The organism is Agromyces archimandritae, assembly GCF_018024495.1.
GTDB classification, from domain to species: Bacteria; Actinomycetota; Actinomycetes; order Actinomycetales; family Microbacteriaceae; genus Agromyces; species Agromyces archimandritae.
Genome location: NZ_CP071696.1, coordinates 2,194,946 through 2,221,830 on the forward strand (window position 1 = coordinate 2,194,946; position 26,885 = coordinate 2,221,830).

Annotated in this window: 23 protein-coding genes; 11 read left to right on the plus strand and 12 right to left on the minus strand. The window is 74.0% G+C overall.

What is annotated here, in order from left to right; all coding sequences use genetic code 11:
* Window positions 1-4 precede the first annotated feature (4 nt).
* From G127AT_RS09995 to G127AT_RS10020, 6 genes are read left to right on the plus strand one after another with little or no spacing between them, the layout of a single operon-like run.
* Window positions 5-943 carry an ABC transporter permease gene (locus tag G127AT_RS09995; RefSeq protein ID WP_210896487.1) on the plus strand — a complete coding sequence of 313 codons (939 nt, stop codon included), beginning with the start codon at window positions 5-7 and terminating at the stop codon, window positions 941-943.
* Entirely contained in the window at window positions 940-1,887 is a 948-nt protein-coding gene (locus G127AT_RS10000) for an ABC transporter permease (protein ID WP_210896489.1), read from the plus strand. Before G127AT_RS09995 ends, G127AT_RS10000 begins: the two co-directional genes overlap by 4 nt.
* Entirely contained in the window at window positions 1,878-3,515 is a 1,638-nt protein-coding gene (locus G127AT_RS10005) for a dipeptide ABC transporter ATP-binding protein (protein WP_210896491.1), read from the plus strand. The genes G127AT_RS10000 and G127AT_RS10005 overlap by 10 nt, the downstream gene beginning before the upstream one ends.
* Window positions 3,512-4,552: a putative FMN-dependent luciferase-like monooxygenase gene (locus tag G127AT_RS10010; RefSeq protein WP_210896493.1), complete on the plus strand. Its 1,041-nt coding sequence runs from the start codon at window positions 3,512-3,514 to the stop codon at window positions 4,550-4,552. The genes G127AT_RS10005 and G127AT_RS10010 overlap by 4 nt, the downstream gene beginning before the upstream one ends.
* The gene (locus G127AT_RS10015; RefSeq protein WP_210896495.1) at window positions 4,549-5,130 is read left to right on the plus strand and encodes a CMD domain protein; all 582 of its coding nucleotides are present in this window, start codon (window positions 4,549-4,551) and stop codon (window positions 5,128-5,130) included. Before G127AT_RS10010 ends, G127AT_RS10015 begins: the two co-directional genes overlap by 4 nt.
* A complete protein-coding gene (locus G127AT_RS10020) occupies window positions 5,127-5,786 on the plus strand; it encodes an alkylhydroperoxidase domain protein (protein WP_210896497.1) in 660 nt (219 codons plus the stop codon). The genes G127AT_RS10015 and G127AT_RS10020 overlap by 4 nt, the downstream gene beginning before the upstream one ends.
* A gap of 151 nt (window positions 5,787-5,937) precedes the next feature.
* On the opposite strand, the gene G127AT_RS10025 is transcribed toward G127AT_RS10020, so the two are convergent.
* The 6 genes from G127AT_RS10025 to G127AT_RS10050 all read right to left on the minus strand — a co-directional run bounded on the left by G127AT_RS10025 (window position 5,938) and on the right by G127AT_RS10050 (window position 12,108).
* Window positions 5,938-6,519: a YdeI/OmpD-associated family protein gene (locus tag G127AT_RS10025; protein ID WP_210896499.1), complete on the minus strand. Its 582-nt coding sequence runs from the start codon at window positions 6,517-6,519 to the stop codon at window positions 5,938-5,940.
* A gap of 9 nt (window positions 6,520-6,528) precedes the next feature.
* Window positions 6,529-7,641, minus strand: a complete 1,113-nt coding sequence (locus G127AT_RS10030) for a DUF998 domain-containing protein (protein ID WP_210896500.1) — start codon at window positions 7,639-7,641, stop codon at window positions 6,529-6,531.
* A 74-nt stretch (window positions 7,642-7,715) separates the two neighbouring features.
* On the minus strand, window positions 7,716-8,801 hold the full coding sequence (pstS, locus tag G127AT_RS10035) for a phosphate ABC transporter substrate-binding protein PstS (protein WP_210896502.1): 1,086 nt from the start codon (window positions 8,799-8,801) through the stop codon (window positions 7,716-7,718).
* Between the two features lie 116 nt (window positions 8,802-8,917).
* Entirely contained in the window at window positions 8,918-10,318 is a 1,401-nt protein-coding gene (locus tag G127AT_RS10040) for an aminotransferase class V-fold PLP-dependent enzyme (RefSeq protein ID WP_210896504.1), read from the minus strand.
* 139 nt (window positions 10,319-10,457) lie between these two features.
* Complete coding sequence (locus tag G127AT_RS10045; RefSeq protein ID WP_210896506.1) at window positions 10,458-11,231, minus strand: SGNH/GDSL hydrolase family protein; 774 nt, start codon at window positions 11,229-11,231, stop codon at window positions 10,458-10,460.
* Window positions 11,232-11,619: 388 nt separating this feature from the next.
* A complete protein-coding gene (locus G127AT_RS10050) occupies window positions 11,620-12,108 on the minus strand; it encodes an SgcJ/EcaC family oxidoreductase (RefSeq protein WP_210896508.1) in 489 nt (162 codons plus the stop codon).
* Between the two features lie 68 nt (window positions 12,109-12,176).
* Between G127AT_RS10050 and G127AT_RS10055 the strand changes: the two genes are divergently transcribed.
* Window positions 12,177-12,767: a PadR family transcriptional regulator gene (locus tag G127AT_RS10055; RefSeq protein ID WP_210896510.1), complete on the plus strand. Its 591-nt coding sequence runs from the start codon at window positions 12,177-12,179 to the stop codon at window positions 12,765-12,767.
* 255 nt (window positions 12,768-13,022) lie between these two features.
* Here the strand turns inward: G127AT_RS10055 and G127AT_RS10060 are convergent, their stop codons facing one another.
* Window positions 13,023-14,537, minus strand: coding sequence for a PucR family transcriptional regulator (locus G127AT_RS10060; protein ID WP_210896512.1), 1,515 nt, complete (start codon window positions 14,535-14,537; stop codon window positions 13,023-13,025).
* 83 nt (window positions 14,538-14,620) lie between these two features.
* Here G127AT_RS10060 and G127AT_RS10065 point away from each other — a divergent pair, with 83 nt between their 5' ends.
* From G127AT_RS10065 to G127AT_RS10080, 4 genes are all read left to right on the plus strand, one after another.
* The gene (locus G127AT_RS10065) at window positions 14,621-16,090 is read left to right on the plus strand and encodes an NAD-dependent succinate-semialdehyde dehydrogenase (protein WP_210896514.1); all 1,470 of its coding nucleotides are present in this window, start codon (window positions 14,621-14,623) and stop codon (window positions 16,088-16,090) included.
* A 114-nt stretch (window positions 16,091-16,204) separates the two neighbouring features.
* Entirely contained in the window at window positions 16,205-16,651 is a 447-nt protein-coding gene (locus G127AT_RS10070) for a MaoC family dehydratase N-terminal domain-containing protein (protein WP_210896516.1), read from the plus strand.
* On the plus strand, window positions 16,651-17,073 hold the full coding sequence (locus tag G127AT_RS10075; RefSeq protein ID WP_210896518.1) for a MaoC family dehydratase: 423 nt from the start codon (window positions 16,651-16,653) through the stop codon (window positions 17,071-17,073). The genes G127AT_RS10070 and G127AT_RS10075 overlap by 1 nt, the downstream gene beginning before the upstream one ends.
* 6 nt (window positions 17,074-17,079) lie before the next feature.
* Complete coding sequence (locus G127AT_RS10080) at window positions 17,080-18,276, plus strand: UDP-N-acetylmuramate dehydrogenase (protein WP_425305854.1); 1,197 nt, start codon at window positions 17,080-17,082, stop codon at window positions 18,274-18,276.
* Here the strand turns inward: G127AT_RS10080 and G127AT_RS10085 are convergent.
* From G127AT_RS10085 to G127AT_RS10105, 5 genes are all read right to left on the minus strand, one after another.
* Window positions 18,273-19,604: an RNA polymerase sigma factor gene (locus tag G127AT_RS10085; RefSeq protein WP_244857966.1), complete on the minus strand. Its 1,332-nt coding sequence runs from the start codon at window positions 19,602-19,604 to the stop codon at window positions 18,273-18,275. The two genes, G127AT_RS10080 and G127AT_RS10085, sit on opposite strands and share 4 nt — an antisense overlap.
* Window positions 19,574-20,413, minus strand: a complete 840-nt coding sequence (locus G127AT_RS16325; RefSeq protein ID WP_342344036.1) for a YciI family protein — start codon at window positions 20,411-20,413, stop codon at window positions 19,574-19,576. Before G127AT_RS16325 ends, G127AT_RS10085 begins: the two co-directional genes overlap by 31 nt.
* A gap of 460 nt (window positions 20,414-20,873) precedes the next feature.
* Complete coding sequence (locus G127AT_RS10095; RefSeq protein ID WP_210896522.1) at window positions 20,874-21,788, minus strand: alpha/beta hydrolase family protein; 915 nt, start codon at window positions 21,786-21,788, stop codon at window positions 20,874-20,876.
* Window positions 21,785-24,385: a hypothetical protein gene (locus G127AT_RS10100; RefSeq protein WP_210896524.1), complete on the minus strand. Its 2,601-nt coding sequence runs from the start codon at window positions 24,383-24,385 to the stop codon at window positions 21,785-21,787. The genes G127AT_RS10095 and G127AT_RS10100 overlap by 4 nt, the downstream gene beginning before the upstream one ends.
* Window positions 24,382-26,871, minus strand: a complete 2,490-nt coding sequence (locus G127AT_RS10105; RefSeq protein WP_210896526.1) for a hypothetical protein — start codon at window positions 26,869-26,871, stop codon at window positions 24,382-24,384. The genes G127AT_RS10100 and G127AT_RS10105 overlap by 4 nt, the downstream gene beginning before the upstream one ends.
* Window positions 26,872-26,885: the final 14 nt, after the last annotated feature.

The following is a 26,885-nucleotide window of genomic DNA, read 5'->3' on the forward strand; positions in this document are numbered from 1 at the left end:
GCCCGTGCCGTTCCTGGTGAGGCGCGCCCTGCAGGCCGTCGTCGTGCTCGCGGCCGCGTTCACCGGCGCGTTCGTGCTCATGCAGGCCCTGCCGGGGGATGCGATCCTCATCAAGTTCGAGAACCCCGAGCTCGGGCTGTCGGCCGCGCAGATCGCCGAGATCCGCGCCGCATACGGGGCCGACAGCACGCCGATCGAACAGTTCCTGCACACCCTCGCAGGCTTCCTCGCCGGCGACTTCGGGTACTCGATCCAGTACGGCACGGCCGTGCACGAGCTCATCGGCGAGGCCCTGCCCGGCACCGCGCTGCTCGCAGGCCTCGGCTTCGCGGCCGCCGTCGTGCTCGCGGTCGCCATCGCGTTCCTGTCGACGCTCGCGCCGTTCGCGTGGCTCGGGCAGGCGATCCGGGCGCTGCCGGGGCTGTTCGTGTCGGTGCCGGTGTTCTGGCTCGGGATCGTGCTCATCCAGGTGTTCTCGTTCCAGCTGAAGCTCGTGCCCCTCATCGGCGCGAGCGGGCCGGAGGCGCTCGTGCTGCCCGTGCTGACGCTGGCCGTGCCGATCGCGGCGCCCATCGCCCAGGTGCTCGTGCGGGCGATCGACGAGGCCTCGCTGTCGCCGTTCGTCGCCGTCGCCCGCGCCAAGGGCGCCGGGCCCGCACGGGTGCTCGTCCGAGACGTCGCCCGCAATGCGGCACTGCCCGCGCTCACGATCTCGGGCGTGCTCGTCGGCGAGCTCATCGGCGGCGCCGTCGTCACCGAGACCGTCTTCGGCCGGGCCGGCATCGGCCGCCTCACCGAACAGGCGGTGTCGAACCAGGACGTGCCGGTGCTGCAGGCGGTCGTCGTGCTCGCGGCGGTCGTGTTCGTCGTCGTGAGCCTCGCGGTGGATCTCGTCGCGCCGCTCATCGACCCCAGGCTCACGAGGAAGGCGGTTGCGGCATGACGACCCTGACCGACGGCGCGACGAGCGTCGAGACCCGGCCGGGCGAGGCATCGGGGGAGCCGGCCCCGTCGCACGGGCGAACCGGCGGGCCGGGCGGTGACCGGCGCGGCGCCCGCGCTCGCGCCGCCGCCCGCGGCATCCGCCCCGGCCTGCTGCTGGCCTGGCTCGTCATCGCCCTCGCCCTGCTGTGGGCGCTGGCGCCCGGTCTCTTCACGGGAGAGAACCCCATCGCGGGCGTGCCGGCCGAGAAGCTGCAGGCCCCCGGCATCCACCACCCGTTCGGTACGTTCCACCCCTTCGGCACCGATGCGCTCGGCCGCGACCTGTGGGCGCGCGTCGTGCACGGCGCCGTGCACTCCCTGTCGGGCGCGTTCGTCGCCGTCACCGTGGGCCTGGCCGGCGGGGTCGTCATCGGCGTCGTCGCCGGCGCCGTCGGCGGCTGGGCGGACGACGTGCTCATGCGCCTCGTCGACGTGCTGCTGGCGATCCCCGGCCTGCTGCTGGCGCTGTCGATCATCATCCTGCTCGGCTTCGGCACCGTGAACGCGGCGATCGCCGTCGGCATCGGATCCATCGCCTCCTTCGCCCGGCTCACCCGCTCCGAGGTCGTGCGGGTGCGGCGGAGCGACTACGTCGAGGCCGCGTTCGGCTCGGGCGGGCGGGTGCTCACCGTGCTCGCCCGGCATGTGCTGCCGAACTCGCTGACCGCCGTCATCGGGCTCGCCGCCCTGCAGTTCGGCAGCGCGATCCTCGCGATCTCGACCCTCGGCTTCCTCGGCTACGGGGCACCGCCGCCGACGCCCGAGTGGGGCCTGCTCATCTCGGAGGGGCGCAACTACATCGCCACGAGCTGGTGGCTGACGCTCTTGCCCGGGCTCGTCGTCGTCGCGGTCGTGCTCGCGGCGAACCGCATCAGCCAGTCGATCGGGAGGGGATGGCGATGAGCGCGCTGCTGGAACTCGACGGCCTCGCCGTCTCGTACGCGGCACGGGGCGGCGGGCGGCTGCCCGTCGTGCACGGGGTGTCGGTCGCGGTGGATGCCGGGGAGGTCGTCGCCCTCGTCGGCGAATCGGGGTCGGGCAAGACGACGACGGCCTCGGCCGTCATCGGCCTCCTGCCGGAGGGCGGGCGGGTGGATGCCGGGCAGATCCGCCTGAACGGCACCGACCTCGCCGGCTGGTCGGAGCGGCGCCTGCGGGCCGTGCGCGGCCGACGCATCGGCTACATCCCGCAGGATCCGGTGTCGTCGCTGAACCCCGTGCGCCCGATCGGCGCGCAACTGGCCGACGTGCTGCGCATCCACCGCGCCGCCGACCGGCCCGCCGCCCGACGTCGGGTCCTCGAACTGCTGGAGCGCGTCGGCATCGACGACCCGGCCCTGCGCGCCCGCCAGTACCCGCACGAGCTGTCCGGGGGCATGCGGCAGCGGGTCCTCATCGCCGGGGCGGTCGCGCTCGCCCCCGAGCTCATCATCGCCGACGAACCGACGAGCGCCCTCGATGTGACCGTGCAGCGCCGCATCCTCGACCTCGTCGACGAACTGCGCGCCGAGCACGGCACCGCCGTCCTCTTCGTCACCCACGACCTCGGGGTCGCCGCCGAACGCGCCGATCGCATCGCCGTCATGCGCGCCGGCCGCATCGTCGAGGAGGGGCCGGCGGGTCTCGTGCTCGACGGGCCGGCCGACCCGTATACCGGGCAGCTGCTCGCGGATGCTCCGGGCCTGGCCGACGTGCCGTTCCGCCCGGTGCCTGCGCCGCTGTACCTGCGGGATGCGTCGGCGGCCCCGGAACCGCCGGCGCTCGCCGTCGAGGGGCTCGTGAAGGTCTTCGGCGGGCGCGGGCGCGGCGAGCCGTTCCGCGCGGTCGACGACGTCTCCTTCGAGCTGCGCCGCGGCACCACGCACGCCCTCGTGGGCGAGTCGGGGTCGGGCAAGACGACGACGGCGCGCATCATCACCCGCTTCCAGGCGGCGGATGCCGGCCGCGTCCTCCTCGCCGGCGACGACGTGACCGCCCTCGCCGGGGCCGCCAGGCGGGCCTTCCGCCGCCGCGTGCAGCTCGTTTACCAGAACCCGTTCGCCTCGCTCGACCCCCGGCAGACGGTCGCGCAGATCGTCGCCGAACCCCTCGTGAACTTCGCCGTCGGAGACCGGGCCTCGCGGCGGGATGCCGCGGCCCGCCTCGTCGACAGGGTCGCCCTGCCGGCCGCGCTGCTCGGCCGGCATCCGCGGGAACTCTCCGGCGGGCAGCGTCAGCGCGTCGCCATCGCCCGCGCGCTCGCGATCGACCCCGAGATCGTCGTCCTCGACGAAGCCGTCTCGGCCCTCGACGTGACCGTGCAGGCCCGCATCCTCGAACTCCTCGAGGGCCTGCAAGACGAGCTCGGCCTCAGCTACCTCTTCATCTCCCACGATCTCGCCGTCGTCAGACGCCTGAGCCACACGGTGTCGGTCATGCGACGCGGTGCGATCGTGGAATCGGGGACGACCGAGCAGGTCTTCTCCGATCCGCACCACGACTACACCCGGGAACTGCTCGACGCCGTGCCCGGGAGGAAGGCCACCGCATGACCCGCATCGGATTCTTCACCCGCCTGCTCGACGACGCCCCGCCCGCCGAGCGCTACCGCATCGCCCTCGAGCAGATCGTGCACGCCGAACGGCACGGGTTCGCCTCGGCCTGGGTGGCGCAGCACCACTTCCACGAGGCCGAGGGCGGGCTGCCGTCGCCGTTCGTGCTGCTGGCCGCGGCCGCCGCCCGCACCACGGCGATCCGCCTCGGCACCGGCGTCGTGACGCTGCCCCTCGAAGACCCGGTGCGGGTCGCCGAGGACGCCGTCGTGCTCGACCTCCTCTCGGGCGGACGCGTCGAGCTCGGGCTCGGGTCCGGATCCACCCCCGCCTCGTTCCGCGCCTTCGGGCAGGAGCACGCCGACCGCGGCCCCGTCTTCGGGCGGAAGACCGACGAACTCGTCGCCGCGCTCGCCGGCGGAACCCTCGGCGACGACGCGAACCGCCTGCACCCGCCGGGCCGCGGCCTGCTCGGCCGCATCTGGCAGGCCACGTTCTCGCCGTTCGGCGGCACGCGCGCCGGGCAGGCCGGCCACGGTCTCATGCTCTCCCGCACGCAGCCGCGGGGTGCGGATGCCGTGGGCCGGCCCCTCTCCGAGGTGCAGCAACCCGTGGTCGACGCCTATCTCGAAGCCCTGCCCGGCGGTGTGCCGCCGCGGGTGCTCGCCTCGCGCACCCTCTTCGTCGCCGACGACCGCGACGAGGCGCGCCGCTTCGCCGAACGCGGGCTGCGCCGCGCCGCCGCATCCTTCGCCCGCATGGGCCAGCTGCCCGCCGGCGACTCGCTCGATGACCTCATCGCCGCCTTCGACACCCACGTCGGCACCCCCGAGGACGTCATCGAGTCCCTCTCGCGCGACACCGTCGCCAGCTCCGCAACCGAGGTCGCATTCCAGGTGCACTCGGTCGACCCGCCGCACGAACTCGTGCTGCGCTCGATCGAGCTCATCGCGAGCGAGGTCGCGCCGGCGCTCGGGTGGGCGGTCGCGGGCGCCGACCCGGCATCCACCCGAACCCTCGAAAGGACCTCGCTATGACCGACGTCATCGACCGCCTCGCCGGCATCCGCCCGGGCGACCGGCTCGACGCACTCCGGCGGCACCGCCCCGTCACCCGCGAACAGGCCGAGGCCTCGTACGAGGCGCTGTTCGGCCCGGGCGCACACGGCACCGTCACCCGCGACGAGCGGTTCGCCGTCGCCGCGTTCGTCGCCTCCCTGCACACCGACGAGACCGCCGCCCGGCACTATGCGGAGCCGCTGGATGCCGCGCTCGCCGCCCGCATCGCGGCGCTCGCCGCCGAGGCGCGCACCACGGGGCCGTACGGCGACCACCCCGCCGGGCCGCTCGCCGCCGAGAGCGAACCCGGCATCCGCTTCGCCCTCGACGCGACGGCCGTCGAAGCCCTCGGGCCGCGCCTGGCCGCAGCCCTCGAACACGCGCATCTGCTCGTGTTCCGCCCCCGCGAGTCCTCGCCCGAGGCGCTCGCCGCGCTCGCCGCCGCCGGATGGAGCACCGACGGCATCGTCACCCTCTCCCAGCTCGTGTCGTTCCTCGCGTTCCAGCTGCGCGTCGTCGCCGGGCTCCGACTGCTCGCCGCCGAGGAGGCCGCATGACCGACACCGCCATCACCACGGGCACCGCCCACCCGTCCGCGCCGGACGCCGCCGCCCGCGTCCTCCGTTACGACACTGACGACGTGCCGCGCGCCTTCACGCAGGACGAGCTCGGCTGGCGGCCGTGGCTCGAACCGGCCGATGAGGACGCGCTCACCGAGGAGCAGTGGGAAGGCCTCGTCGACCGATCCCGCGCGAAGAGCGACTATTTCCGGCTGCTCGTGCGCGACCCGGCGATCCTGCGGGCGCGCACGCTCACCGACAAGGACGTCTTCTACAACGCCGGCGACGGACTGCCCCGCGCCGAGCGCGAACTCGCGGCCGCGGCGACCAGCCGCGTCAACGGCTGCATCTTCTGCGCCTCGGTGCACGCGCGCTTCGCAAGCCACCGCTCGAAGCGGCCCGACGATGTGCAGCGTCTGCTCGACACGGGCGTCGGCGGCGAACAGGACGCCCGCTGGCGCGCCGTGATCGACGCCGCGGCCGCGCTCGCGGCGACCCCGCCGCGCCTGAACGCCGGCCACCTCGCCGCGCTCACCGCGGCGGGCTTCGACGAGCAGGCGGTCGCCGACGTCATCCACTCGTCGGCCTTCTTCAACTGGGCCAACCGCCTCATGCTCTCCCTCGGCGAGCCCGTCGCCCCGGCCGCCGACTGACCCGGCCCGCGCCCGCCCCTGCAGAGCCGTGAGTGGACAAGTATGCAGGGTGCGGATGCCCCCGCACCCTGCATACCTGTCCACTCACCGGGGCGGGCGAGCGCCCGGGCGGGCGAGCGCGGGGCGGGCGGGCGCCCGGGCGGACGGCGCCTTACTGCGGGTACGGCGTCTCGCCGCGGGCGAGCATGCCGACGAGCCGCTCGATGCGGCGGGCGCGGGTCGGCTCGGTGGCGGCGGTCGTGACGCGGTGCAGCACGGCGTAGCGGTTCTGGCCGCTCAGGCGCCCGAAGGTCTCCGTCGCCGCCGGGGAGGCGGCCAGGGCGGCGGCGAGGTCGGGCGGCACCTCTGAGAGCGTCGAGGCGCCGTAGGCGCGGTCCCAGCGGCCGTCGGCCTTGGCGAGGGCGATCTCGGCGTGGCCGCGCTCGCGCATCCGCCCCTCCGCGATGAGGCGTTCGACGCGGTCGACGTTCCGCAGGGACCAGATGCTGCGGCGGCGCCTCGGCGTGAAGCGCTGCCGCACGACCGCGTCGTCGATCGACTTCATCTGCCCGTCGATCCATCCGCTGCAGAGGGCCTCCTCGACCGCTTCGACGTACGCCAGGCTCGTCGCCGCCTCCTTGCCCTTCTTCACGAGCAGCAGCCACACCCCGTCGGAGGCGTCTTCGTTCGCGTCGAGCCAGGCCCGCCACGCCGCACGGTCGGCGACGACGAGCACTTCGGGTTCCTCGGTCATGGCGCGAGCCTACGGCCCGGCGTGCTCGCGATCCTTCGCCGAGGCCGTGATGTTGCGGATGAACACGATGAGCCAGGTGAAGATCAGCGCCGAAGCGATGAGCTCCACCGCGGTCAGGTTGTAATAGCCGAACGGGATGAACAGCAGCGCCGACACCGCGATGATCACGAGGAACCCGTACCCGGCGATGAGGAACGCGTTCGGGAAGCCCGGCAGCAGCCACCTGAGCCCGACGACGAGGGCGACGTAGACGAGCACCATGCCGGTCGCGAAGGTGTTGTGCACCGGCTCCGACAGATCCACCGGCACGAGGCCGACCCCGATCAGGCACACGCCGATCGCGATCAGCGCCCACGTCGTCAGGCGGATGCCGCGTGCCGTCGCGGGCCCGCGGCCGCGGCCCCACTCGTCGAGTTCGCCGCCGATGAAGCGCGCGAGGGTCGTCAGGATGATGCCGCCGAGCACCACGGTGACCGTGAACGAGTACCCGGAGAAGCCGCGGGCGATGCCGAGCGCGGAGATGTTCGCCTCCCACCAGTGCGGGTCGTCGGCGTTCAGCATGCTCGTGAGCACGCCGCCGACGAGGAAGACGGCGAGCAGGTTCGCCACGCTCGCCGCGTCGATGGCGGATGCTGAGAGGTACCCGTAGTAGGCGGTCACGGCGCCGACGCCGCCGGCGATGAGGGCCGACGGCAGCGTGTACAGGGTCGCTCCGATGAACGCCTCCTGCAGCACGAAGAACACACCCGTCGCGAGCATGACGACGAGGGCGGCGTGCGTGAGCGTCAGCGCGGTGACGTCGAGGATGCGCGCCGGCCGGCCCGTGCGCTGCGCGTATCGGCTGCCGCCCGAGCGGCCCTGCACGAGATAGCCGGCGACGAATCCGGCCGCCGACAGCAGCGCGCCGCCGATCGCGACGTACTCGCCGAGCGAATCGATGCCGCTGAGCGGCAGGCGCCGGCCCCAGGCGACGGCGAGGCCGCCGAGGAAGCCGAGCGCGGCCGCGACGGCGCCGGCGATGAGCGCCCCGGCTTCGACGCGGGACGCGGACTGCACGGTGCGGCGCACGACGGCGAGCGGTTCGACGGTGCGGATGCGTCGCCGGTGTTCAGATTCCTCCACCCGATCCCCCTCGGCGGGAGTCTATCGAGCGACGCCGAGCGGCTTCCCGGGTGTGGATTCCGCAGCGCTCCCGATCAGCGGATCGCGTCGACGACGGCGCGCACGCGCTCGGCCATGCCCTCCGAGAGGGGTGCCGATCCGGCATCCGCCGCGGCCTGCTGCTGCCCCTCTGCGGACGCAGCCCACTCGAGGTAGGCGCGCACGAGTTCGCCCTCGTCGGGGTCGGCGTACTCGCGGCAGGCGATGACGTAGCTGACGAGCACGAGCGGGTAGACCTCGCCCTCGCTGGCGTCGCGCTGCACGTCGACGACGAGGTCGTCGTCGGCGCGGCCCGCCTCCATGGGGGAGGCGTCGATGATCGCGGCGGCCGAGTCCGCGGTCGGGGCGACGAATCCGTCGCCGACGGCGAGCGAGGCGACGTCGAGGCCGACGGCGCGGGATGCGTCGACGTAGCCGATGACGCCGACCCCGTCGCGGATGACGGCGGCGATGCCGGAGTTGCCCTGCGCGGCTTCGCCGTTGGAGACGGGGAAGGCGTCGGCGGGCTCGTGCGGCCACGCCTCGGGTGCGGCGTCGGCGAGGTATTCGGTGAAGTTGCGGGTGGTGCCGGAGTCGTCGGAGCGGTGCACGGCCGAGATGCGGAGCTCGGGCAGGTCGGCGTCGGGGTTCAGGGCGGCCAGGGCCGGGTCGTTCCAGTATTCGATGTCGCCGGTGAAGATGCCGGCGACGGCGGCCGCGTCGAGGCGCAGCTCGTCGACGCCGGGCACGTGGTACGCGAGCGCTATGGGGGAGAGGTACAGCGGCAGGTTCACGGCGCCCGCCCCGCCGCGGCAGCGGGCGAGCTCGCCCTCCTGCTCCTTCGCGGAGAGCGCGGAGTCGCTGCCGGCGTAGCCGACGGCGCCGACGAGGAACTGCTCGCGGCCGGCGCCGGAACCCGCGGGGTCGTAGTTCACGGTGACGCGGGCGTTCTGCCGCTGGAAGCCGGCGATCCACGCGTCCTGCGCGGCGCCCTGCGCCGAGGAGCCGGCCCCGTCGAGCGTGCCTTCGAGTTCGCTCCACTGATCGCCCTGCTCGTTGACGGCGCAGCCGGCGAGCAGCAGGGTCGCCGCGACTGCGGCGAGGGCGGAACGTGTGCGGGCGGAACGACGGGCGCGAGACACCCCGTCATCGTAACCGAGGGCCCCGAGTGGATGCCGGGCGCCCGCCCGCGCCCGCCGGGCGATGGACGCGGTGCGCGCCCCCCGCCCGGGGTGCGCGGCGGCATCCGCACGCGCGTTCAGGCGGCGAAATCCGGGCGGGGGCGGTCGTCGTGCGCGGGGCGCCAGCCGTCCGGGCCGCGTTCGTAGGCGTGCCGGGGGCCGTCGGCGAGGAGCCCGCCGAGGGCGGTGAGGAAGCGGTCGACGTCGGCAGAAGAGGTGCCGACCCCGATGCTCGCCCGCAGCCCGTTCGAGCGGGCGGCGATGCGGTCGAAGAAGGGGTGCGCGCAGAAGCGCCCGGCCCGCACCGAGACGCCGTGCTCGGCGGCGAGGGCGCCGGCGATGAGGCCGACGCGGCCGCGCTCCAGTTCGACGGCGGCGATGCCGACGGCGTCTTCGGCGTCGTCGAATCCGCGGAGCAGCCGCACCCCGGGCAGTGCGGCGAGTCCGTCGCGGAGCCGCGCCGTGAGGGCTTCCTCGTGCGCGAGGCGGGCGTCGCCGAGGGCGGCGAGCTCGTCGAGGGCGCGCGCGAACGCGGTGATGCCGAGCACGTTCGGGGTGCCGGCCTCGTGGCGTTCCGGCCCGGTCTTCCATCTCGTGCGGTCGAGGTCGACGCGTTCGACGGCGCCGCCGCCGGCGAGGTAGGGCAGGGCGGCGTCGAGCCAGTCCGCGCGCCCGACGAGCACGCCGGCGCCGTAGGGCGCGTACGCCTTGTGGCCGGAGGCGGCGAGGTAGTCGATGCCGGCCGCGGCGAGGTCGACGGCACGGTGCGGGACGAGCTGGGCGGCATCCACCGCGAGGCGTGCACCGTGCGCGTGGGCGACGGCGGCGAAGCGCTCGAGCGGCAGCAGCTCGCCGGTGACGTTCGAGGCGCCGGTCACCGACACGAGCGCCGCGGGGCGGCGGGCGAGTTCGGCATCCACCGCGGCGAGGGTCTCTGCGATCGTCGGCGCGGCGCGCACGACGCGACGACCGTAGCGTTCCCACGGCAGCAGGTTCGCGTGGTGCTCGATGTCGAGCACCACGGTCTCGCCGGGCACGGCGCCGGCGAGCAGGGCGAGGGCGTCGGTGGTGTTCCGGGTGAAGACGACGAGGTCGTCGGGGCGGGCGCCGAGCCGTTCGCCGATGGATGCCCGTGCGCCCTCCACGAGCGCCGTTGCCGTCTCCGAGGCGAACCCCGACCCCCGGTGCACGCTGGAGTACCAGGGCAGCACGCTCGCGACGTGCCGGGCGACGCCGGCCAGGGCGGGGGCGGATGCCGCGAGGTCGAGGTTCGTGTGCTGCGCCGCCCCGCCGCCGAGCACCGGAACCTCGAGCCCCGAATCGGCGAGCACCGCGAGCGGCGTGATCGGCACTGCGGGCCGGCCCGCCGGGGCGCCGCCGGGCGGCGCGCTCCGCGCGGGTCCGCCGGGCGACGCGGGCATCCAGCGGCGCTCCTCCGCCCCGAGTCCCTGCCCGCTCGCGATCCCGATGCTGCCCATGCGGCGACGCTACGCGCGCACCGGAAGCACCGGAAGCACTCCCGTCACACCGCTCAACGCAGCGTCACACGAGGTCATCCGCCCCCGCTGGTGCCGCTTCCAGGGGCGGTGGAGAAGTGGAGCGGGAGCGCGCGGGCGCTCAGCCGGCCGCTTCGAGCTCCACCGGATCGAGCTCGGCGCGCTTGGCGGCGCGGCCGTCGCCTGAGGAGCGGCCGGTGAGGCGGCGGCCGATCCACGGCAGAACGTATTCGCGGTAGTAGGCGGCGGTGTTGCGCGCTTTCGGCCCCGGCGGTTCGGCGGCGACCTCGGCGACGCCCCACTCGGGCGGCACGGGCACGCCGAGGGCGGTGAGCACGTTCGAGGCGACGCGGGCGTGGCCGGCGGCGTTCAGGTGCAGCTTGTCGGCCGACCAGTAGCGGATGTCGCGGAGGCCGCGGTCCGAGAAGTTGTCGACGAAGGTGACGCCGGGCTGCTCCCCGACGTCGCGGAGCGCGGCGGTGAGCTCGTTTCCTCGCCCGTCGAAGACGCCGCCGAGCGGCAGGTTCGCCGACGGGTTCGCTCCCGAGAGCATGAGCACGTGGATGTCGGCGGCGCGGATGCGCTCGATCGCGTCGCGGAAGCGCCCGGCGACCGTCTCGACCGACATGCGCGGGCGCAGGATGTCGTTGCCGCCGCCGTTGAAGCTCAGTACCGCGGGCTTCAGGGCGATCGCCGCGTCGAGCTGTTCGTCGATGATGGGGCCGAGCTTCTTGCCGCGGATCGCGAGGTTCGCGTACCGCACCGGCTCGGGGGCGGCGGCCTGCGCGAGGCCGAGCGCGACGAGATCCGCCCAGCCGCGCACACTGCCGTCGGGCAGCTCGTCGCCGACGCCCTCGGTGAAACTGTCGCCGATGGCGACGTACGAGTCGAACATCCCTCCACGCTAGCCCGTCGGTCGAGTAGGCGCGCAGCGCCGTATCGAGACCCGGTGCCTGGGGGGTCTCGATACGCTCCTCCGTCGCTCCTCGACCGGCGGATGCGAACCCGTCGGTCGAGTAGGCCGCTCGCGGCCGTATCGAGACCTGGTGCCCCGGGGGTCTCGATACGCTCGTGCCTCGCTACTCGACCGGCGACACCCGTCGGTCGAGTAGGCCGCTCGCGGCCGTATCGAGACCCGGTGCCTGGGGGGTCTCGATACGCTCCTTCGTCGCTCCTCGACCGGCGACACCCGGCGGTCGAGTAGGCGCGCCAGCGCCGTATCGAGACCCGGTGCCCCGGGGGTCTCGATACGCTCCTTCGTCGCTCCTCGACCGGCGGATGCGTCAGCGCCGGTCGGCGAGGCGGTTGACCCAGGCGAAGAGCCGGTTGCGTTTCGTGTTCTGGAAGGCCGCGCACATCCACTCGCCGCCCCGGCGCACCATGACGAAGGTCTGCACCTTGTCGAAGCGACGCGGCGGGCGGGGGCCCGTGCCGACGTGCCCCTCGGTGAGGACGACGGCGACGTCGGCCGAGAGGAAACGCAGGTCGAGCACCCGCATCGTCATCCGTGACTCCTTCTGCCACTTGCCGAACACGGGCACATGCGTGCGGCGGATGCTCTCGCGCCCGAGGTCGTGGAGGCCCGCGAAGATGACGTAGCTCGCGTCCTCGGTGAAGCGCCCGGCGTAGGCGGATGCGTCGCCCGCGTCCCAGGCTGCGCGGATCTCGTCGAGGGCGGCGAGCACGCCGTCGGTGGATGCCGTGGGGCGCGCCAGGGCATCCGCACCCCCGGACTGCTGCGCGCTGTTCGCGCCGGTCTGCATGTCGTCCATGATCTCCTCCATGCGTACTGCATTAGTGCAATCTGCCATAATTTTAGCACCGACGATACACTGACGCCATGCCGCGGCAGCAGCTCAGCCGAACCGAACGCGACCTCGTCGCCCTCAGCGTGCTCGCGCTGCTCACGACCGGCCCCCGGCATCCGTACGACCTGCACCGTTTCCTCGTCGACACCCGCAAGGACTTCGTCACGGGGCTTCCGCGCAGCCTCTACCACGCGGTCGGCAAACTCGCCGACGCCGGGCTCATCGCCCCCGCCGGCACCGAGCAGCACGGCAGCCGCCCCGAACGCACCGTCTACGCCCTCACCGACGCCGGCCGCGCAGAACTCCGCCGGCGAGTCGCGCTGCTGCTGGCCACCCCGGACCCCGACGCGACGTTGACGTACGCCGCGCTCTCCTACATGGGCGTGCTCGGTCGGGGCGACGCCGTGACCGCGCTGCGGGCCCGCCTCGCATCCCTCGACCTCGCGCTCGCGCAACTGAAGACCGACCTCGCGGAGGCGGCCGAGCTGCCCGAGATCCTCCTCGTCGAAGCCGACTTCGAGGGCGCCCGCCTCCGCGCCGAGCGTGCCTGGGTCGCCCGCCTCATCGACCGCCTCGTCTCGGGCGAGCTCGCCTGGGCGCCGCCGCCCCCGCCGGTCGAGTAGGCCGCCTGCGGCCGTATCGTGACCCGGTGCCCCGGGGGTCTCGATACGCTCGTGCCTCGTGCCTCGTGCCTCGCTCCTCGACCGGCGACACCCGGCGGTCGAGTAGGCCGCCTGCGGCCGTATCGAGACCTGGTTCCAGGGGTCTCGATACGCTCCTTCGTCGCTCCTCGACCGGCGACACCCGGCGGTCGAGTAGGCCGCCTGCGGCCGTATCGAGACCCGGTGCCTGGGGGGTCTCGATACGCTCCTTCGTCGCTACTCGACCGGCGGCAGGGGCGGCGGGCCCGCGGCGACGAGCGCCGCCCAGAGCTCGGCGCGGGCGGGGAAGCTCGAGAGCTCGCGCCCGAGGGCGCGCTCGGCGGCTGCGACCCGGTTGCGCACGGTGTGGCGGTGCACCCCGAGCTCGCGCGCGGCGGCGTCGTACTGCGCGCCGTGCTCGAGCCAGGTGCGGAGCGTCCGCAGCAACACCCCGTCGGGGTCGGCCAGGGCGAGGGGGGCGAGTTCGGCGCGTGCGAGCCGTCGGGCTTCGGGGGTGGATGCCAGGGCGCGCAGCCCCCCGCCGGCCTCGTGCACGCCGGGGGCGCCGGCGGCCGCGAGGGCGCGCTCGGCCTCGTCGCGGGCGAGCGCGAGCCGTTCGCGGGGTTCGGCGCCCGAGACGCCGACGGCGGTGTCGAGTGCGGCGGCGAGGCGGGCGGGCGCATCGTCGCCGGGGGCGCAGACGAGGACGATGCGCCCGGCATCCCGAGCATGGAAGCGGCCCTCGCCCGAGCCGAGCCGCTCGAGCGCCGGCTCCGATTCGCCGGGGTCGGCGGCGACGGCGACCCGCAGCGGCCCGGGCGGCAGGGCGCCCCAGAGTTCGGCGGCGACGGCGTCGGCTGCGGCGTCGCCGGCGAGGATGCCGGGCAGCAGCCGGGTGCGCAGCCGGGTTTCGACGCGGCCGAGGTCGCGATGCTGTTCGAGGGCGAAGCCGGCGAGGGCGATCACGGCATCCACGAGGTCGCGGCCGGCGGCATCCAGTTCGGGGCTCTCGCCGACGGCGAGGACGCCGCGGAGGGCGTCGCCGGCGCCGAGGGTCTGCAGTTCGACGCGGACGCCGTCGGCGTCGATGACGCGGCTGCCGCGGCGGCGGCGGGCGAGCAGCTCGCGTGCGGCGTCGGTGACGGCGGTCAGCTGTGCGGCCGAGAGGCGCCCGGCGGGTGCTTCGCGGTCGATGCCGCCGCCGACGCCGACGAGGCCGACCCATGAGCCGAGCTGTCGGGCGAGCTCGTCGATCGTGGCCGAGAGCCCGTCGCGGCGCAGGGCGGCGCGCGAGATGGCGCGCTGGGCGGCCAGCGACCAGCGCTGCCGTTCGTGCCGGGCGTCGTCGATGAGGTCGGCGACGGTGCGCGCGATCGCGATGAACGGCACCCGGTAGGGCACTTCGACGAGCGGCAGCCCGTGCCGCAGGCACGCATCCACCAGCTCGGGCGGCACGGGTCGCACGACCCCCGAGCCGAAGCCGAGCGCGGCGACGCCGGCGGCGCGCAACCGCCGCACGTAGTCGTCGGCGAACTCGGCGTCGAGGTCGGGGCCGCCGCCTTCGCGGAACGCGGTGCCGGTGGTCAGCAGCAGATGCCCGGCGTCGAGGAACGGGGTGGGGTCGCCGAGTTCGGAGGGGTGCGCCCAGCCGACGGCGGCGTCGACGGCGCCCTCGGGCAGCTCGGCTTCGGGGGTGAGGAGCGCGAGGGCGAGCTCGGGGCGTGCGAGCAGGGTGCGGAGCGTGGGGAACATGGTTATACAGAGTGTCGAATCAGGATCGAGCTACTGTACACCGTGGCGAGGCGGCATCCACCCCGCGCGCGTAGCATGGCCGCATGGCCCTCAGCGAAACCGAGCAGAACGTGCTCGCCAACGTCCCGAACCGTCTCTTCATCGGCGGCGAATGGGTGGATGCCGAAGGCGGCGCCACCATGGAGGTCGCCGACCCCGCCACCGGCGAGGTCATCGCGACGATCGCGTCCGCAAGCCCCGCCGACGGCATCCGCGCCCTCGACGCCGCCGTCGCCGTGCAGGACGAGTGGGCCGCGACCGCCCCGCGCGAGCGCGGCGAACTGCTGCGCCGCGCCTTCGACGCGCTCATGGCGCGCAAGGAGGAGTTCGCGCTCCTCATGACGCTCGAGATGGGCAAGCCGCTCGCCGAGGCGCGCGGCGAGGTCGCCTACGGCGGCGAGTTCCTCCGCTGGTTCAGCGAGGAGGCGCCGCGCATCTCCGGCCGCTACGGCCTGAACCCCGAGGGCACGGGGCGGATGATCGTCTCGCAGCGGCCCGTCGGCCCCTCCTTCTTCATCACGCCGTGGAACTTCCCGCTCGCGATGGCGACCCGCAAGATCGCCCCCGCGCTCGCCGCCGGCTGCACCGTCGTCATCAAGCCGGCCTCGCTCACCCCGCTCACGACGATCGCGTTCGTCCGCCTCCTCGAAGAGGTCGGCTTGCCCAAGGGCGTCGTGAACGTCGTCACCTCCAAGAGCTCCGGCGCCCTCTCGGGACCGATCATCGCCGACCCGCGCCTGCGGAAGCTGAGCTTCACCGGCTCGACCGAGGTCGGCCGCAAGCTCATGGAGCAGTCCGCGCAGGGCATCCTCCGCACCAGCATGGAGCTCGGCGGCAACGCCCCGTTCGTCGTCTTCGACGACGCCGACCTCGACAAGGCCGTCGAAGGCGCGATGCTCGCGAAGTTCCGAAACATCGGCCAGGCCTGCACCGCCGCGAACCGCTTCATCGTGCACGCCGCGGTCGCCGAGGAGTTCGCCACGCGCGTCACCGAGCGCGTCGAGGCCATGAAGGTCGGCCGCGGCACCGAGGATGGCGTCTCGATCGGCCCGCTCATCGACGACGACGCCGTGCACACCACCGCCGAACTCGTCGCCGACGCCGTCGAGCGCGGTGCGACCGTGCGCATCGGCGGGCAGGCGCCCGACGGCGCGGGATCCTTCTACCTGCCGACGGTGCTCTCGGGCGTCGCGCCCGGCAGTCGCATCCTCAGCGAGGAGATCTTCGGACCGGTGCTCGGCATCGCGACCTTCGAGACCGAGGACGAGGCGGTCGCGCTGGCCAACTCCACCGAGTACGGCCTCGTCTCGTACGTGTTCACCGAATCGCTCGGCCGCGGCCACCGCATGATCGACCGCCTCGCCACCGGCATGATGGGCCTGAACACGGGCCTCGTCTCGAACGCGGCGGCCCCGTTCGGCGGCATCAAGCAGTCCGGCATCGGTCGCGAGGGCGGCCTCGAGGGCATCCACGAGTACCTCGACACGAAGTACACGCTCGTCCCCGTGTCGTGATCGCGGCGAGTGGATGCCGGTGGGCGGCGCTCCCGGCATCCACTCGCCCGGCATCCACTCGCCCGGCATCCACTCGCCCCGAACGTGCCCGGGCCGGGCCCGTAGACTGACGGGGTGTCAGTGAACCCAGCGCTCGTCGGCCGTGAGTTCCCGCCGACCGAACCGTATCTCGTGGGTCGTGAGAAGGTGCGCGAGTTCGCCCGCGCGGTCTTCGCGACCAGCCCCGTCAACTTCGACGTCGACGCCGCCCGCGAAGCCGGGCACGCCGACCTCGTCGCCCCGCCGACGTTCCCCGTCGTCATCCAGGAGGCGACCCTCGCGCAGCTGCTCGCCGAACCCGACGGCGGCATCGACTTCTCGCGCGTCGTGCACGGCGACCAGCAGTTCGCCTACACGCGACCCATCGTCGCCGGCGACGAACTGATCGCCCGGCTCGCCGTCACGGGCGTGAAGACCCTCGGCGGCAACGCGATGGTCACCGCCGAATCCACGATCACCGATCAGGACGGGGAGCACGTCGTGACCGCGATCTCGACGCTCGTCGTGCGGGGGGAGGCCTGATGCGCGCGCCCGGATCCGACCTTTCGGTCGGCGACATCATCGCCGAGGACTCGGTGCCGCTCACCCGCGACGCCCTCGTCCGCTACGCCGGCGCATCCGGCGACTTCAACCCGATCCACTACCGCGACGACGTCGCGAAGACCGTCGGCCTGCCCGGCGTCATCGCCCACGGCATGCTCACGATGGGCCTGGCCGTCCAGCCCGTCGTCGACTGGCTCGGCGACCCGGCCCGCATCCTCGACTACCGGGTGCGCTTCACCCGCCCGGTCGTCGTCGACCCCGAGATCGGCGTCGTCGTGTCGGTGCTCGCGAAGGTGGCCGTGCTCGACGAGGAGGCCGGCGAGGCCCGCATCGACCTGACCGTGAAGGTCGGCGAGGAGACCGTGCTCGGCAAGGCGCAGGTCCGCGTGCGGCTCGACTGATCGGGTGTGGATGCCGTGACGAACCTCTCCGAACTGACCACCCTGCGGGTCGGCGGCCCCGCCGCCCGCCTCGAGACCGCAACCGACCCGGCCGAGCTCGCCCGCCTCGCCGGCCGTGCCTGGGCCGACGGCGAACCGTTGCTCGTCGTCGGCGGCGGCTCGAATCTGCTCGTCGGCGACGACGGGTTCGACGGCACCGTGCTGCGGATCGCGACCCGCGGCATCGAGCGGGCGACCGGAGCCGCCGAGGGCCGGGTGCGGGTGCGGGTGCAGGCGGGGGAGTCGTGGGACGGGCTCGTCGCCTGGGCGGTGGAGCAGGGGCTCTCGGGCATCGAGGCGCTCTCGGGCATCCCGGGCCTGGCGGGCGGGGCGCCCGTGCAGAACATCGGCGCCTACGGGCAGGAGCTGTCGGAATCGCTCGTCGCGATCGATTTCCTCGCCGAGGGGGCCGACGCCCCCGTGCGGATGAGCGCCGCCGAGCTCGAACTCGGCTACCGCACCTCCGTGCTGAAGCAGGGCCTGGCCGGCATCGTCGTCTCGATCGAACTCGAGCTGCACGACACGGCCGCCGAACGCGAGGTGCTCGGTGACGCCCTCGGGCAGCCCATCGCCTACGCCCAGCTCGCCAACGCCCTCGGCGTGCAACTCGGCGACCGCGTGCCGCTCGCGCGCGTGCGCGAATCGGTGCTGGGGCTGCGTCGTTCGAAGGGCATGGTGCTGGACGCGGCCGACCCCGACACGGCCAGCGCCGGCTCGTTCTTCACGAACCCGATCGTCACCGAGCGCTTCGCCCGCACCCTGCCGGCCGATGCGCCCCGCTGGGTGCTCGCCGAGGAGACCCCGGACGAGATCGTGCCGCTCGATGCCGCCGATGCCGCCGACGCATCCCCGCTCGACGAGTTCCTCGCCTTCCAACGCGACGCCGAGGAGTCGGCCGCGCCGCCCGCTGGTGAGGAGCCGGCCGAGACGCTCGTGAAACTGTCGGCGGCCTGGCTCATCGAGCAGTCGGGCATCCACCGCGGCTTCGCCCTGCCGGCCTCGCGCGCGGGCGTCTCTTCGAAGCACACCCTCTCGATCACGAACCGCGGCGGGGCGACGGCCGCCGAGATCGCCGAGCTCGCCCGCTTCGTGCAGAACCGTGTGCATGCCGAGTTCGGTGTCGTGCTGCACCCCGAGCCGGTGCTCGTGGGCGTGTCGCTCTAGGCTCCGAGAGCCGCGAGGCGGCCTTCGAGGTAGCGGCGTTCGACGGCGGTCGGGGCGAGCCCGATCGCGCGGCGATAGCAGCGCCGTGCGGCAGTGGCGTCGCCGGCGCGGCGGTGGAAGTCGGCCTGCGCGGCCGGCAGCAGGTGGTAGGCGCCCAGGCCGCCGCCGGCTTCGAGGGCGGCGAGTTCTGCAAGGCCGCGCTCCGGGCCGTCGGCCATGCCGACGGCGATCGCCCGGTTCAGGGCGATGAACGGCGAATCGGAGCGGGCCGCGAGGCCGTCGTAGCAGGCGAGGATGCGGTGCCAGTCGGTGTCGGAGGCGGTCGCGGCGGATGCGTGGGCGCCCTGGATCTCGGCCTGCAGCCGGTATGCGCCGACCGGCCCGGAGCCGAGCCGGGTGAGGATCGCGAGGCCTTCGGTCAGGTCGGTGCGGTCCCAGCGGCTGCGGTCCTGGAGTTCGAGGGGGATGAGCCCGCCGTCGGGGGCCGCCCGCGCGGCCGTCCGCGCCCGCTGCAGCAGCATGAGGGCGAGCAGGGCCTCGGCCTCGGTCTCGTGCGGCAGCAGCCCGGCGACGAGCCGGGTCAGCCGGATCGCCTCGGTCGACAGGTCGACCCGCATGAGCCGTTCGCCGCTCGATGCGAGGTACCCCTCGTTGTGCACGAGGTACAGCACGGCGAGGACCGAGTCGAGGCGTTCGGGCAGGGCCTCGGGCGGCGGTACCCGGTACGGGATGCCGGCGGTGCGGATGCGGCGCTTGGCACGCACGAGGCGCTGCGCCATCGTCGCTTCGGGCACGAGGAATGCGCGGGCGATCTCGCCGGTCGCGAGCCCGCCGACCGTGCGGAGGGTGAGGGCGACCCGGGCATCCATCGCGAGCGCCGGATGCGCGCAGGTGAAGATCAGTCGCAGCCGGTCGTCGACCCACTCGGCGTCGGCGTCGGCTGCGACGGCGTCGGCCGGGTCGGGCGGGCCGCCGGGTTCTTCGACGTCGCGCCACTCGCGCAGTTTCTCGACCTCGACGCTGCGGCGGCGCAGCCGGTCGAGGGCGAGGTGGCGGGCCGTCGTCGTGAGCCAGGCGCCGGGCCGGCTCGGGATGCCGTCGCGCGGCCAGGTCCGGGCGGCGCGTTCGAATGCGGCCGCGCTCGCTTCCTCGGCGACGTCCCAGTCGCCGGTGGTGCGGATGAGCGTGGCGACGACGTGCGCCCACTCCTCGGTGAACGCCGCCCGCAGCGCGGCGTCGACCCCGGCGTCGGCCCCGGCATCCGGGGCCGACGCGTCCGGGGTCGACGCCTGCCGGCTCAGCGCCAGACCTCCGCGCGCGGGGCGGATGCGCCCGGGCCCGTTGTCAGGCGCGGTTCGGTGCGCTGCGCGGACTCGGCGGCTTCGCGGCGCGTGCGCTCGGCGTGGTCGGCGTGCACGTCGAGCGGCCAGAGCGGCCGCAGCTCGATCGTGCCCGCGCGTGCCATGGGGTGCCGGGCCGCGATCGAGACGGCGTCGGCCAGGCCTGCGGTGTCGAGCAGGTCGAGTCCGGCGATCCATTCCTTGGCCTCGGTCAGCGGCCCGTCGCTGACGACGAGCTCGCCGCCCCGCAGCATCACGCGCGTCGTCGCGTCGGGCGCCTGGAGCCGGTTGCCGAACAGGCGCTCGCCGTTCGCGCCGGTTTCGGCCACCCAGGCTTCGGGGGATTCGTCGACGTCCTCCCCGTTCGGGTCGGCGACGACGAGCAGCAGGTACCGGCTGCGGCCGGGCTTCGGTTCGGCGTCGAAGCCGTCCGGCACGAGCCGGTCGCCGTCGGCGACCACCCCGCCTTCGCCGCGCCAGAACGGCCGGATCTCGACCTCCCCGAAGCGGGCGACGGGATGCCGGGAGGCGATCTCGATGGCCTCGTCGAGGCTCGGCACGTCGATCACGTCGAAACCGCCGATCGCCTCCTTCGCCTCCGAGAACGGCCCGTCGGCGATGAGCAGTTCGCCGCCGCGCACCCGCACGGTCGTCGCGTCGTGCTCGGGCCGCAACCGCTCCCCGTACTCGAGGACGCCGCGGGCGATGCCGTCGGCATCCCATTCGGCGATGTCGTCGAGGGCGGGGTCGTAGGGCTGCGGGTCGGCACCCTGCGTGTAGAACAGCGCGTATTCCATGTCGGAATCCTCTCTCTCGGTCACGCTACGCACTGACGACGAACGGGGGAACCCGAAATCGACATCCGACCGCCGGTCGAGGAGCGACGAAGCAGCGTATCGAGGCCCACCCGCCGGTCGAGTAGCGAGCGTCAGCGAGCGTATCGAGACCTTTCCGCAGGGTCTCGGTACGGCGCTGCGCGCCTACTCGACCGTCGGCCCGTCCGCCGGTCGAGTAGCGAGCGTCAGCGAGCGTATCGAGACCTTCCCACCGGGTCTCGATACGGCGCTGCGCGCCTACTCGACCGACGACCCGTTCGCCGGTCGAGTAGCGAGCGTCAGCGAGCGTATCGAGACCATTCCACCGGGTCTCGATACGGCGCTGCGCGCCTACCCGACCCGACCCGACCGCCGGTCGAGTAGCGAGCGTCAGCGAGCGTATCGAGACCTTTCCGCAGGGTCTCGATACGGCGCTGCGCGCCTACTCGACCGTCGGGCGGCAGGCGGCCGTTCCCCCGCCGCCGAGCCACGCCGCCGAGGCCGGCCACAGGGTCTCGCGGAAGCGGTCGTGGAACAGGCCGAGGTGGCCGATCTTCGTCACGCCGACCGCGGCCGGATCCACGCGGCGCTGCTCGGCCCGCGCCCGCGGGAGGTAGCCGAGCAGGCGAGCCGTCGCCGCGTCGGTGGCGAACGGGTCGTCGCCGGCGGCGACGGCGAGCACGTCGGGTTCGAGCTCGGCGACCCGGGCCATGATCTCCTCTCCGCCCTGGCCGATAGTGCGGGCGAAGTCTTTCCGCCCGCGGGCCCAGTCGAGGGCGACGCCGCGGGGCACGTCCTCCATCCACCCGAGCCGACGCCCCGGAAAATACCCGCACAGGGCCGAAACGGCTGGCATCACCAGGTGCCACCGCCACACCATCAGGGCACGCTCGCCGCGCGCGTAGTCGGGCCAGTGCGCGTGCTGCGCGCCGACCGTGAGCAGCCGCGTGATCGTTCCGGCCTGCGGGGCGAGGCAGAGCGCCAAACCGCCGAAGCTGTGCCCGACCGCGACGATCTCCCGGCCCGCGCCCTCCGCGAGAGCGAAGCCGATCAGGGCGTCGGCGTCGAGCGTGCCCCACTCGTGCCAGCGTGCCGTCAGGCGGCGGAGATCCACGGCGCCGCGGCCCGGCGCCGACCGGCCGACGCCCCGGTAGTCGGCCACGAGCGCCCGGAATCCCTGCTCGGCGAGGAAGCCCGCATACCGCCAGTAATACGACGCCTTCGCCCCGGTCGCCGCCGTGATCACGACGGTGCGCTTCCGGTCGTTCGCCGGCTCCGGCCGGAACACCCGGGCCGCGAGCGGGTAGCCGTCGGCGCAGACGACCGTCACGTCCTCGTATGCGATGGGTGTGTTCACGATCCGGCCGCCTCCGTGACGTCTCCCGCCCGGCCGGGTTCTCGAGGATCCGCCCGGCGGCGTGCTTCCCGCCGCCCGGCCGCGCGGCCGCGGAGGGCGAGCGCCGCGCCGACCGCGGCCGCGAGCAGCGCGAGGGCGAGCGGCACCAGATAGTAGGGGTCGGCGGGGGCGTCGGCGAAGAACGCGGCACCGGCGGCGCGCACCTCGGCGACGGTGAGGGCGGTCGCGGCGGCGAGGGCGGCCAGCAGCAGCACGGTGCCGGCGACGACGGCGGCGAGTGGATGCCGGAGGGCGCCGAGCACGCGGGTCGCGGTGCGACCCGGCATCCACTCGGGGCCGACGACGCTCGCCGCGGCCGACGCACCGCCGATGACGAGCGCACCTGCCGCGAGGGTCTCGGCGATCGTCGACGCCCATGCTGCGCGCGCGATCGCCAGCGCCGCCTGCGAGACCAGCAGGGCGGCGCCGAAGGTGATCGCCGCGGGGCCGGCGAACCACCAGAACACGTTCGCGGCCGGGTGGCCGAGGCTTCGCAGCACGAGCGCCTCGTCGCGGCGGCGGCGGAGCCCGGCGAACTCGAATGCCGCGAGCCCCACGAGCGCCGCAGCGGCCGCGAGCCACGCGGTGCCCTGCACGAGCGGGCCAGGGGCGGCATCGGTCGCGGCCAGTTCCGTCCACCTCTCCTGCACCGTGCCGAGGGTGCGGATGCCGTCGGCGTCGCGGTACCCGTCGAGCACGTACTCGCGTTCGATCTCACGCATCCCGGCCGCCGGGGTGACGACGAAGCCCGCGCGCTCGAGGCGGGTCGCGGTCTGCTCGATCGCCCGCACGGCTGCGGGGCGGCCGGCATCCGCACCCGCCACCCGCACCCGCACCGCGTGGATCGGATCGCGCGGCAGCATCGACCCGAGCGCATCGAACGAGACGATGAGCCCCGGCTCGCCGTCGCCCGCCCCGACGCCCGTGAGGCTCGAACGCAACCGCACCGGATCGATCGGTTCGCCGTCGGCGTCCGCGACGAGCGTGCGGCCGCCCGCGAGGGCCCCGTCGATCGCGAGCGTCTCGGGGTCGACGCTGCCGGCGTCGACGGGGAGGCGCATTTCGCTTCCGGACGAGAGGCGGGAAGCCCGGGGATCGGTCGTGAGGTATCCGGCGATCGCCGCGTCATCGGCGGCGTCGGCGGTCTCGGTGGGGTCGGACGAGTTCGCTATGGTCGCCGGCAACCTGAAGTACTGCGCAGGCGCACGATGCCCGGCGTCGTCGATCACGGGCGGGGCCGCGGGCATCGGTCGCCCGTCGATGCCGGTCATCCACACCGGCACGTCGCGGTCCGCCGGGGGCTCCGCGGGGGCATCCGGCCAGGGTCGGACGACGGGATCGGTCGCCTTGAAGGTGCTGACGCGGTCGTCGAGCGGGATGTCCGTCCACTGCATCGGGCCGGTCGCCGGTGCATCGCCCATGTCCCAAACGCGCATGTTGCCGCCGGCATCGACGGGTGCAGGGCCGAGCGGTTCGATGCCGATGCGCTGCCGCAGCGTGCCCGGGGCGGCGCTCTCGAGGGTGAGGACGGGCAGCATACTGTCGAGCCAACCCGGCCAGGAAGCTGCACCGGCTTCTTCGGCCTCATCGAGATAGGCGATGAGGCCGTCACGCTGTTCGCCGCCCATCGCGAGCACCCACGGTCTGAGATCACCGGCGTCCCGCGCGGCCTCGAAGTCGATGAGGCTCTGCAGCGGACCCGGCTCGCCGAGCAGCGCCGCCTCGGCGACCGGGTCGATGACCGCCGCCCATGTCGCCCGCCCGGGGAGCATCGAAAGGGAGAACTGCAGGGTACCGGCGTCGCTGGTGGCGTTGGTGGTGTACGTCGCGGTCGCGCTGGAGTTCTCGATGCTCATGATGAGGTGGTCGTACGGCATCGTCCGGCACGGCTCGGCGGCAGCGCTCTGAATGTCGACGACCACGCCGTCCACCGTGCAGGTGCCCTCACCGGCTTCCTCCGGCGGCAGGACCCGCCCCGGAACCTCCGAGCGGTCGAGAGACAGCGTCGCCACCGCGCGGTCGACCATCCGTTCGCCCGTCCCGTCATCGGCGTAGGTTTCGATGACGGCGCGGAACGCCTGCGGGTTCGGCTCGGTATTGCCGACATCGGCGGCGGCCACGAACTGCGGCTGCACCCAGTTCGACACGGGCGCCAGCAGCGTGCCGATCGGCGCGGCCACCTCGACCCCCTTGACGCCGCGGATCTGCTCGAGCGCTTCGAGACTCAGACGATGCCCGGTGACGAAGCCGGGCGGAATGAGGCCGCCGGGAAACGGGTCCGTCGCGTCCGCACCCCCGGTGGGCGCGTCCTCCGAAGCAGAGGCCTCCACCTCCTCGGCGCCCGCCGTGACGATGAGGTCGTACGGCCCGCGTTCGGCGTCGGCGCCGTGCAGGGCCCAGCCGAAGCCCGCCGGCAGGAGGCCGACGAGGAGGCCGGCGAGCGCGAGCGCTCCGGTGACGGCGATGTGGCCGCGGTCGCGTGCGAAGCGACGGAACGCGCCCGGCGGGGCCGGCCGTGCCGGCTCGCCGGGTCGTCCGACCGTGCCCGCTCGGCTCATGCCCGTCTCCGGCCGCGCACGGCCAGCAGCAGGCCGGCCGCGCCCGCGAGAACGGCGAGGGCGAGCGGCACGAGATAGTAGGCGTCGCCCGCGGCTTCGGCGAAGAACGCCGCGCCGGTCGCGCGGACCTCCTCGACCGTGAGCAGGGCGACGACGGCGATGGATGCCGCGATCAGCGTCCAGCCGGCAGCCACGACCAGGTGCGGCGCCCACCGAGGCATCCGGCGCGGCAGCCAGTGCGGCGCCGTGCCCGGTCGCGCGAGCCGCAGCACGGCCGTCACCGCGGCAGCCTCGACGAGCAGCACCGCGCCAGCGAACGCCTGGAGCGTTTCGGCGTGCCACGCACCCCCGCCGACGGCGAGCGCGGCCTGCGTCACGACGAGCACGATGCCGAAGGTGATCGTCGCGGGGCCGGCGAACCACCAGAACACGTTCGCGGTCGGGCGGCCGAGGCTCCGCAGTACGAGCGCCTCGTCCCGGTTGCGGCGGATGCGTCGTGCTTCGGCGAGCACGAGCAGGCCGAGCGCGGCGGTCAGCGCGAGGAGCGCGGCGGCGCTCGCCGGCGCATCCGGGCGCGCTGCGGCGGCGTCTGCCGCGGGCAGCTTCGTCCACGTCTCGCGGATCGTGCCGAGCACGCCGATCCGGTCGTCGCCGGCGGCGGCCACCCCGACTGAGCGGATGCTGCTCGCTGCAGCGCCCGTGCCGGCGCCCGAGCCGCCCGCGAGCCCGGCGGCGTCCGTGCCGTACGCGTATCCGTCGACGACGAACTCCCGCTCGACCTCGTGGGCGCCGGCGGCGACCGAGACGCCGAAGCCCGCCGCCCGGATGCGCTCGGCCGTGTCCTGCAGCGCCCGCAAACCTGCGGGAGTCGCCGGGTCGCCGTCGATGCGCACGCGGATCGCGTGGATCGGGTTCGGCGGCAGGGTCTCACCGAAAGCGGCGAAGGAGGTCACGACGCCGGGGGCGCCGCTGCCGATGCCGAGGCCGCTGAGACTCGGGAGGAGCTCGACGGCGTCGACGGGCGTGCCCTCGGCATCGGCGACGAGCCGGCGCGGGCCCGAGCCGAGGGCGCCGTCGATCGCGACGGCGGATGCGTCGGCATCCGCGACGGGCACGAAGCCCGTCGACGGTTGCACCGAACCGGCGGTGCCTCCGCCGAGGTCGAGCCCCTGGTATGCGGTCGTCCGCGCGTCGACGTCGAGCCAGGCCGAGCGCATCGCCGCCGGCTTCTGCGGCACGATCCGCTCGCCCTCGTACGCCATCGGTCGAGCCGGCAGCACGTCGTCGGCGAAGCTCCAGGATCGGAACGGCACGGGCTCCCCGTCGAGCACCGGGCCCGCCGGCCAGCGCACGCGCGGCACGTCCTGGGTCGCGAAGGGCGCGGTGCGGTCGCCGAGATCGAGGTCGATCGACCCCACCGGCTCGCTGGGGCGCTCGTCGAGGAGGGTGTAGCGGGGCGTGCCGTCGCCCAGCATCGCGGTCGGTCCGAGCGCGGCGATGTCGAGCGTGTGCCGGAGCACGGCCCGCGGCGTGTCGAGCACGATCGCCGGGCGGATCCTCGAGAGCGGCTCCTCGGTGTGCTCCACGTACCAGCGGATCGCCTCGGCCGCGTCGCCGTCGTGGTCCTCCGGCCACGAAGCCAGTTCGCCGGCCGCGGAGGCACGCTCGTAGGCGGCCAGCTCGTCGAGGGCCGTGCCCGGCCCGGCGAGTTCGGCCTCGGCGATCGGGTCGAGGAGGGCGACCCATTGCCCGGTCTGCGGCGTCATCGTGAGCGTGAAGAGGGCTTCGCCCTCCTCCATCCCGTTCACATATGTCGACGCGTTGCTCGCCGTGGGCTGGATCGCCACGTGGTACTGCGGTTCGGCGCAGGCGCCGGGTGCCGGCTTCTCCGAGGTGATGGTCCAGCCGCCGTCCGGGCGCACGCAGGTCCACTGGCCGTCCTGCAGGACCGGCTCGACCGGCGTCGGCGGTGCGTCCGAGCGGTCGACGGAGATGATGATCTCCTGCTCGCTGACGAGCCGTTCACCTGTTCCGTCATCTGTGGTGACGGTGAGGTTGGTGCGGAAGGCCTGCGGATCCGGCGTCGTCGAGTCGGTGAGCTCGACCGAATACCGCGGGTCGATGTTCGGCCAGTTCGCTGCGGCGACCAGCCCGAACGGCGCTGCGACCCCCACCCCCTCGATACCGCGGACGATGTCGAGTTCGTCAAGGCTCATCCGCTCCTCGGTGACGAAGCCCGGTGGGACGAGGCCGTCGGGGAACGCCTCCGCGCCCGCCGTGACGATGAGGTCGTACGGCCCGCGTTCGGCGTCGGAGCCGTGCAGGACCCAGCCGAAGCCCGCCGGCAGGAGGCCGACGAGGAGGCCGGCGAGCGCGAGCGCTCCGGTGACGGCGATGCGGCCGCGGTCGCGTGCGAAGCGGCGGAACGCGCCCGGCCGGGTCGGCCGTGCCGCAGGTGCCGTGGAGCGTCGGGTCGATCGGGGCATCGGCATCCATCCTC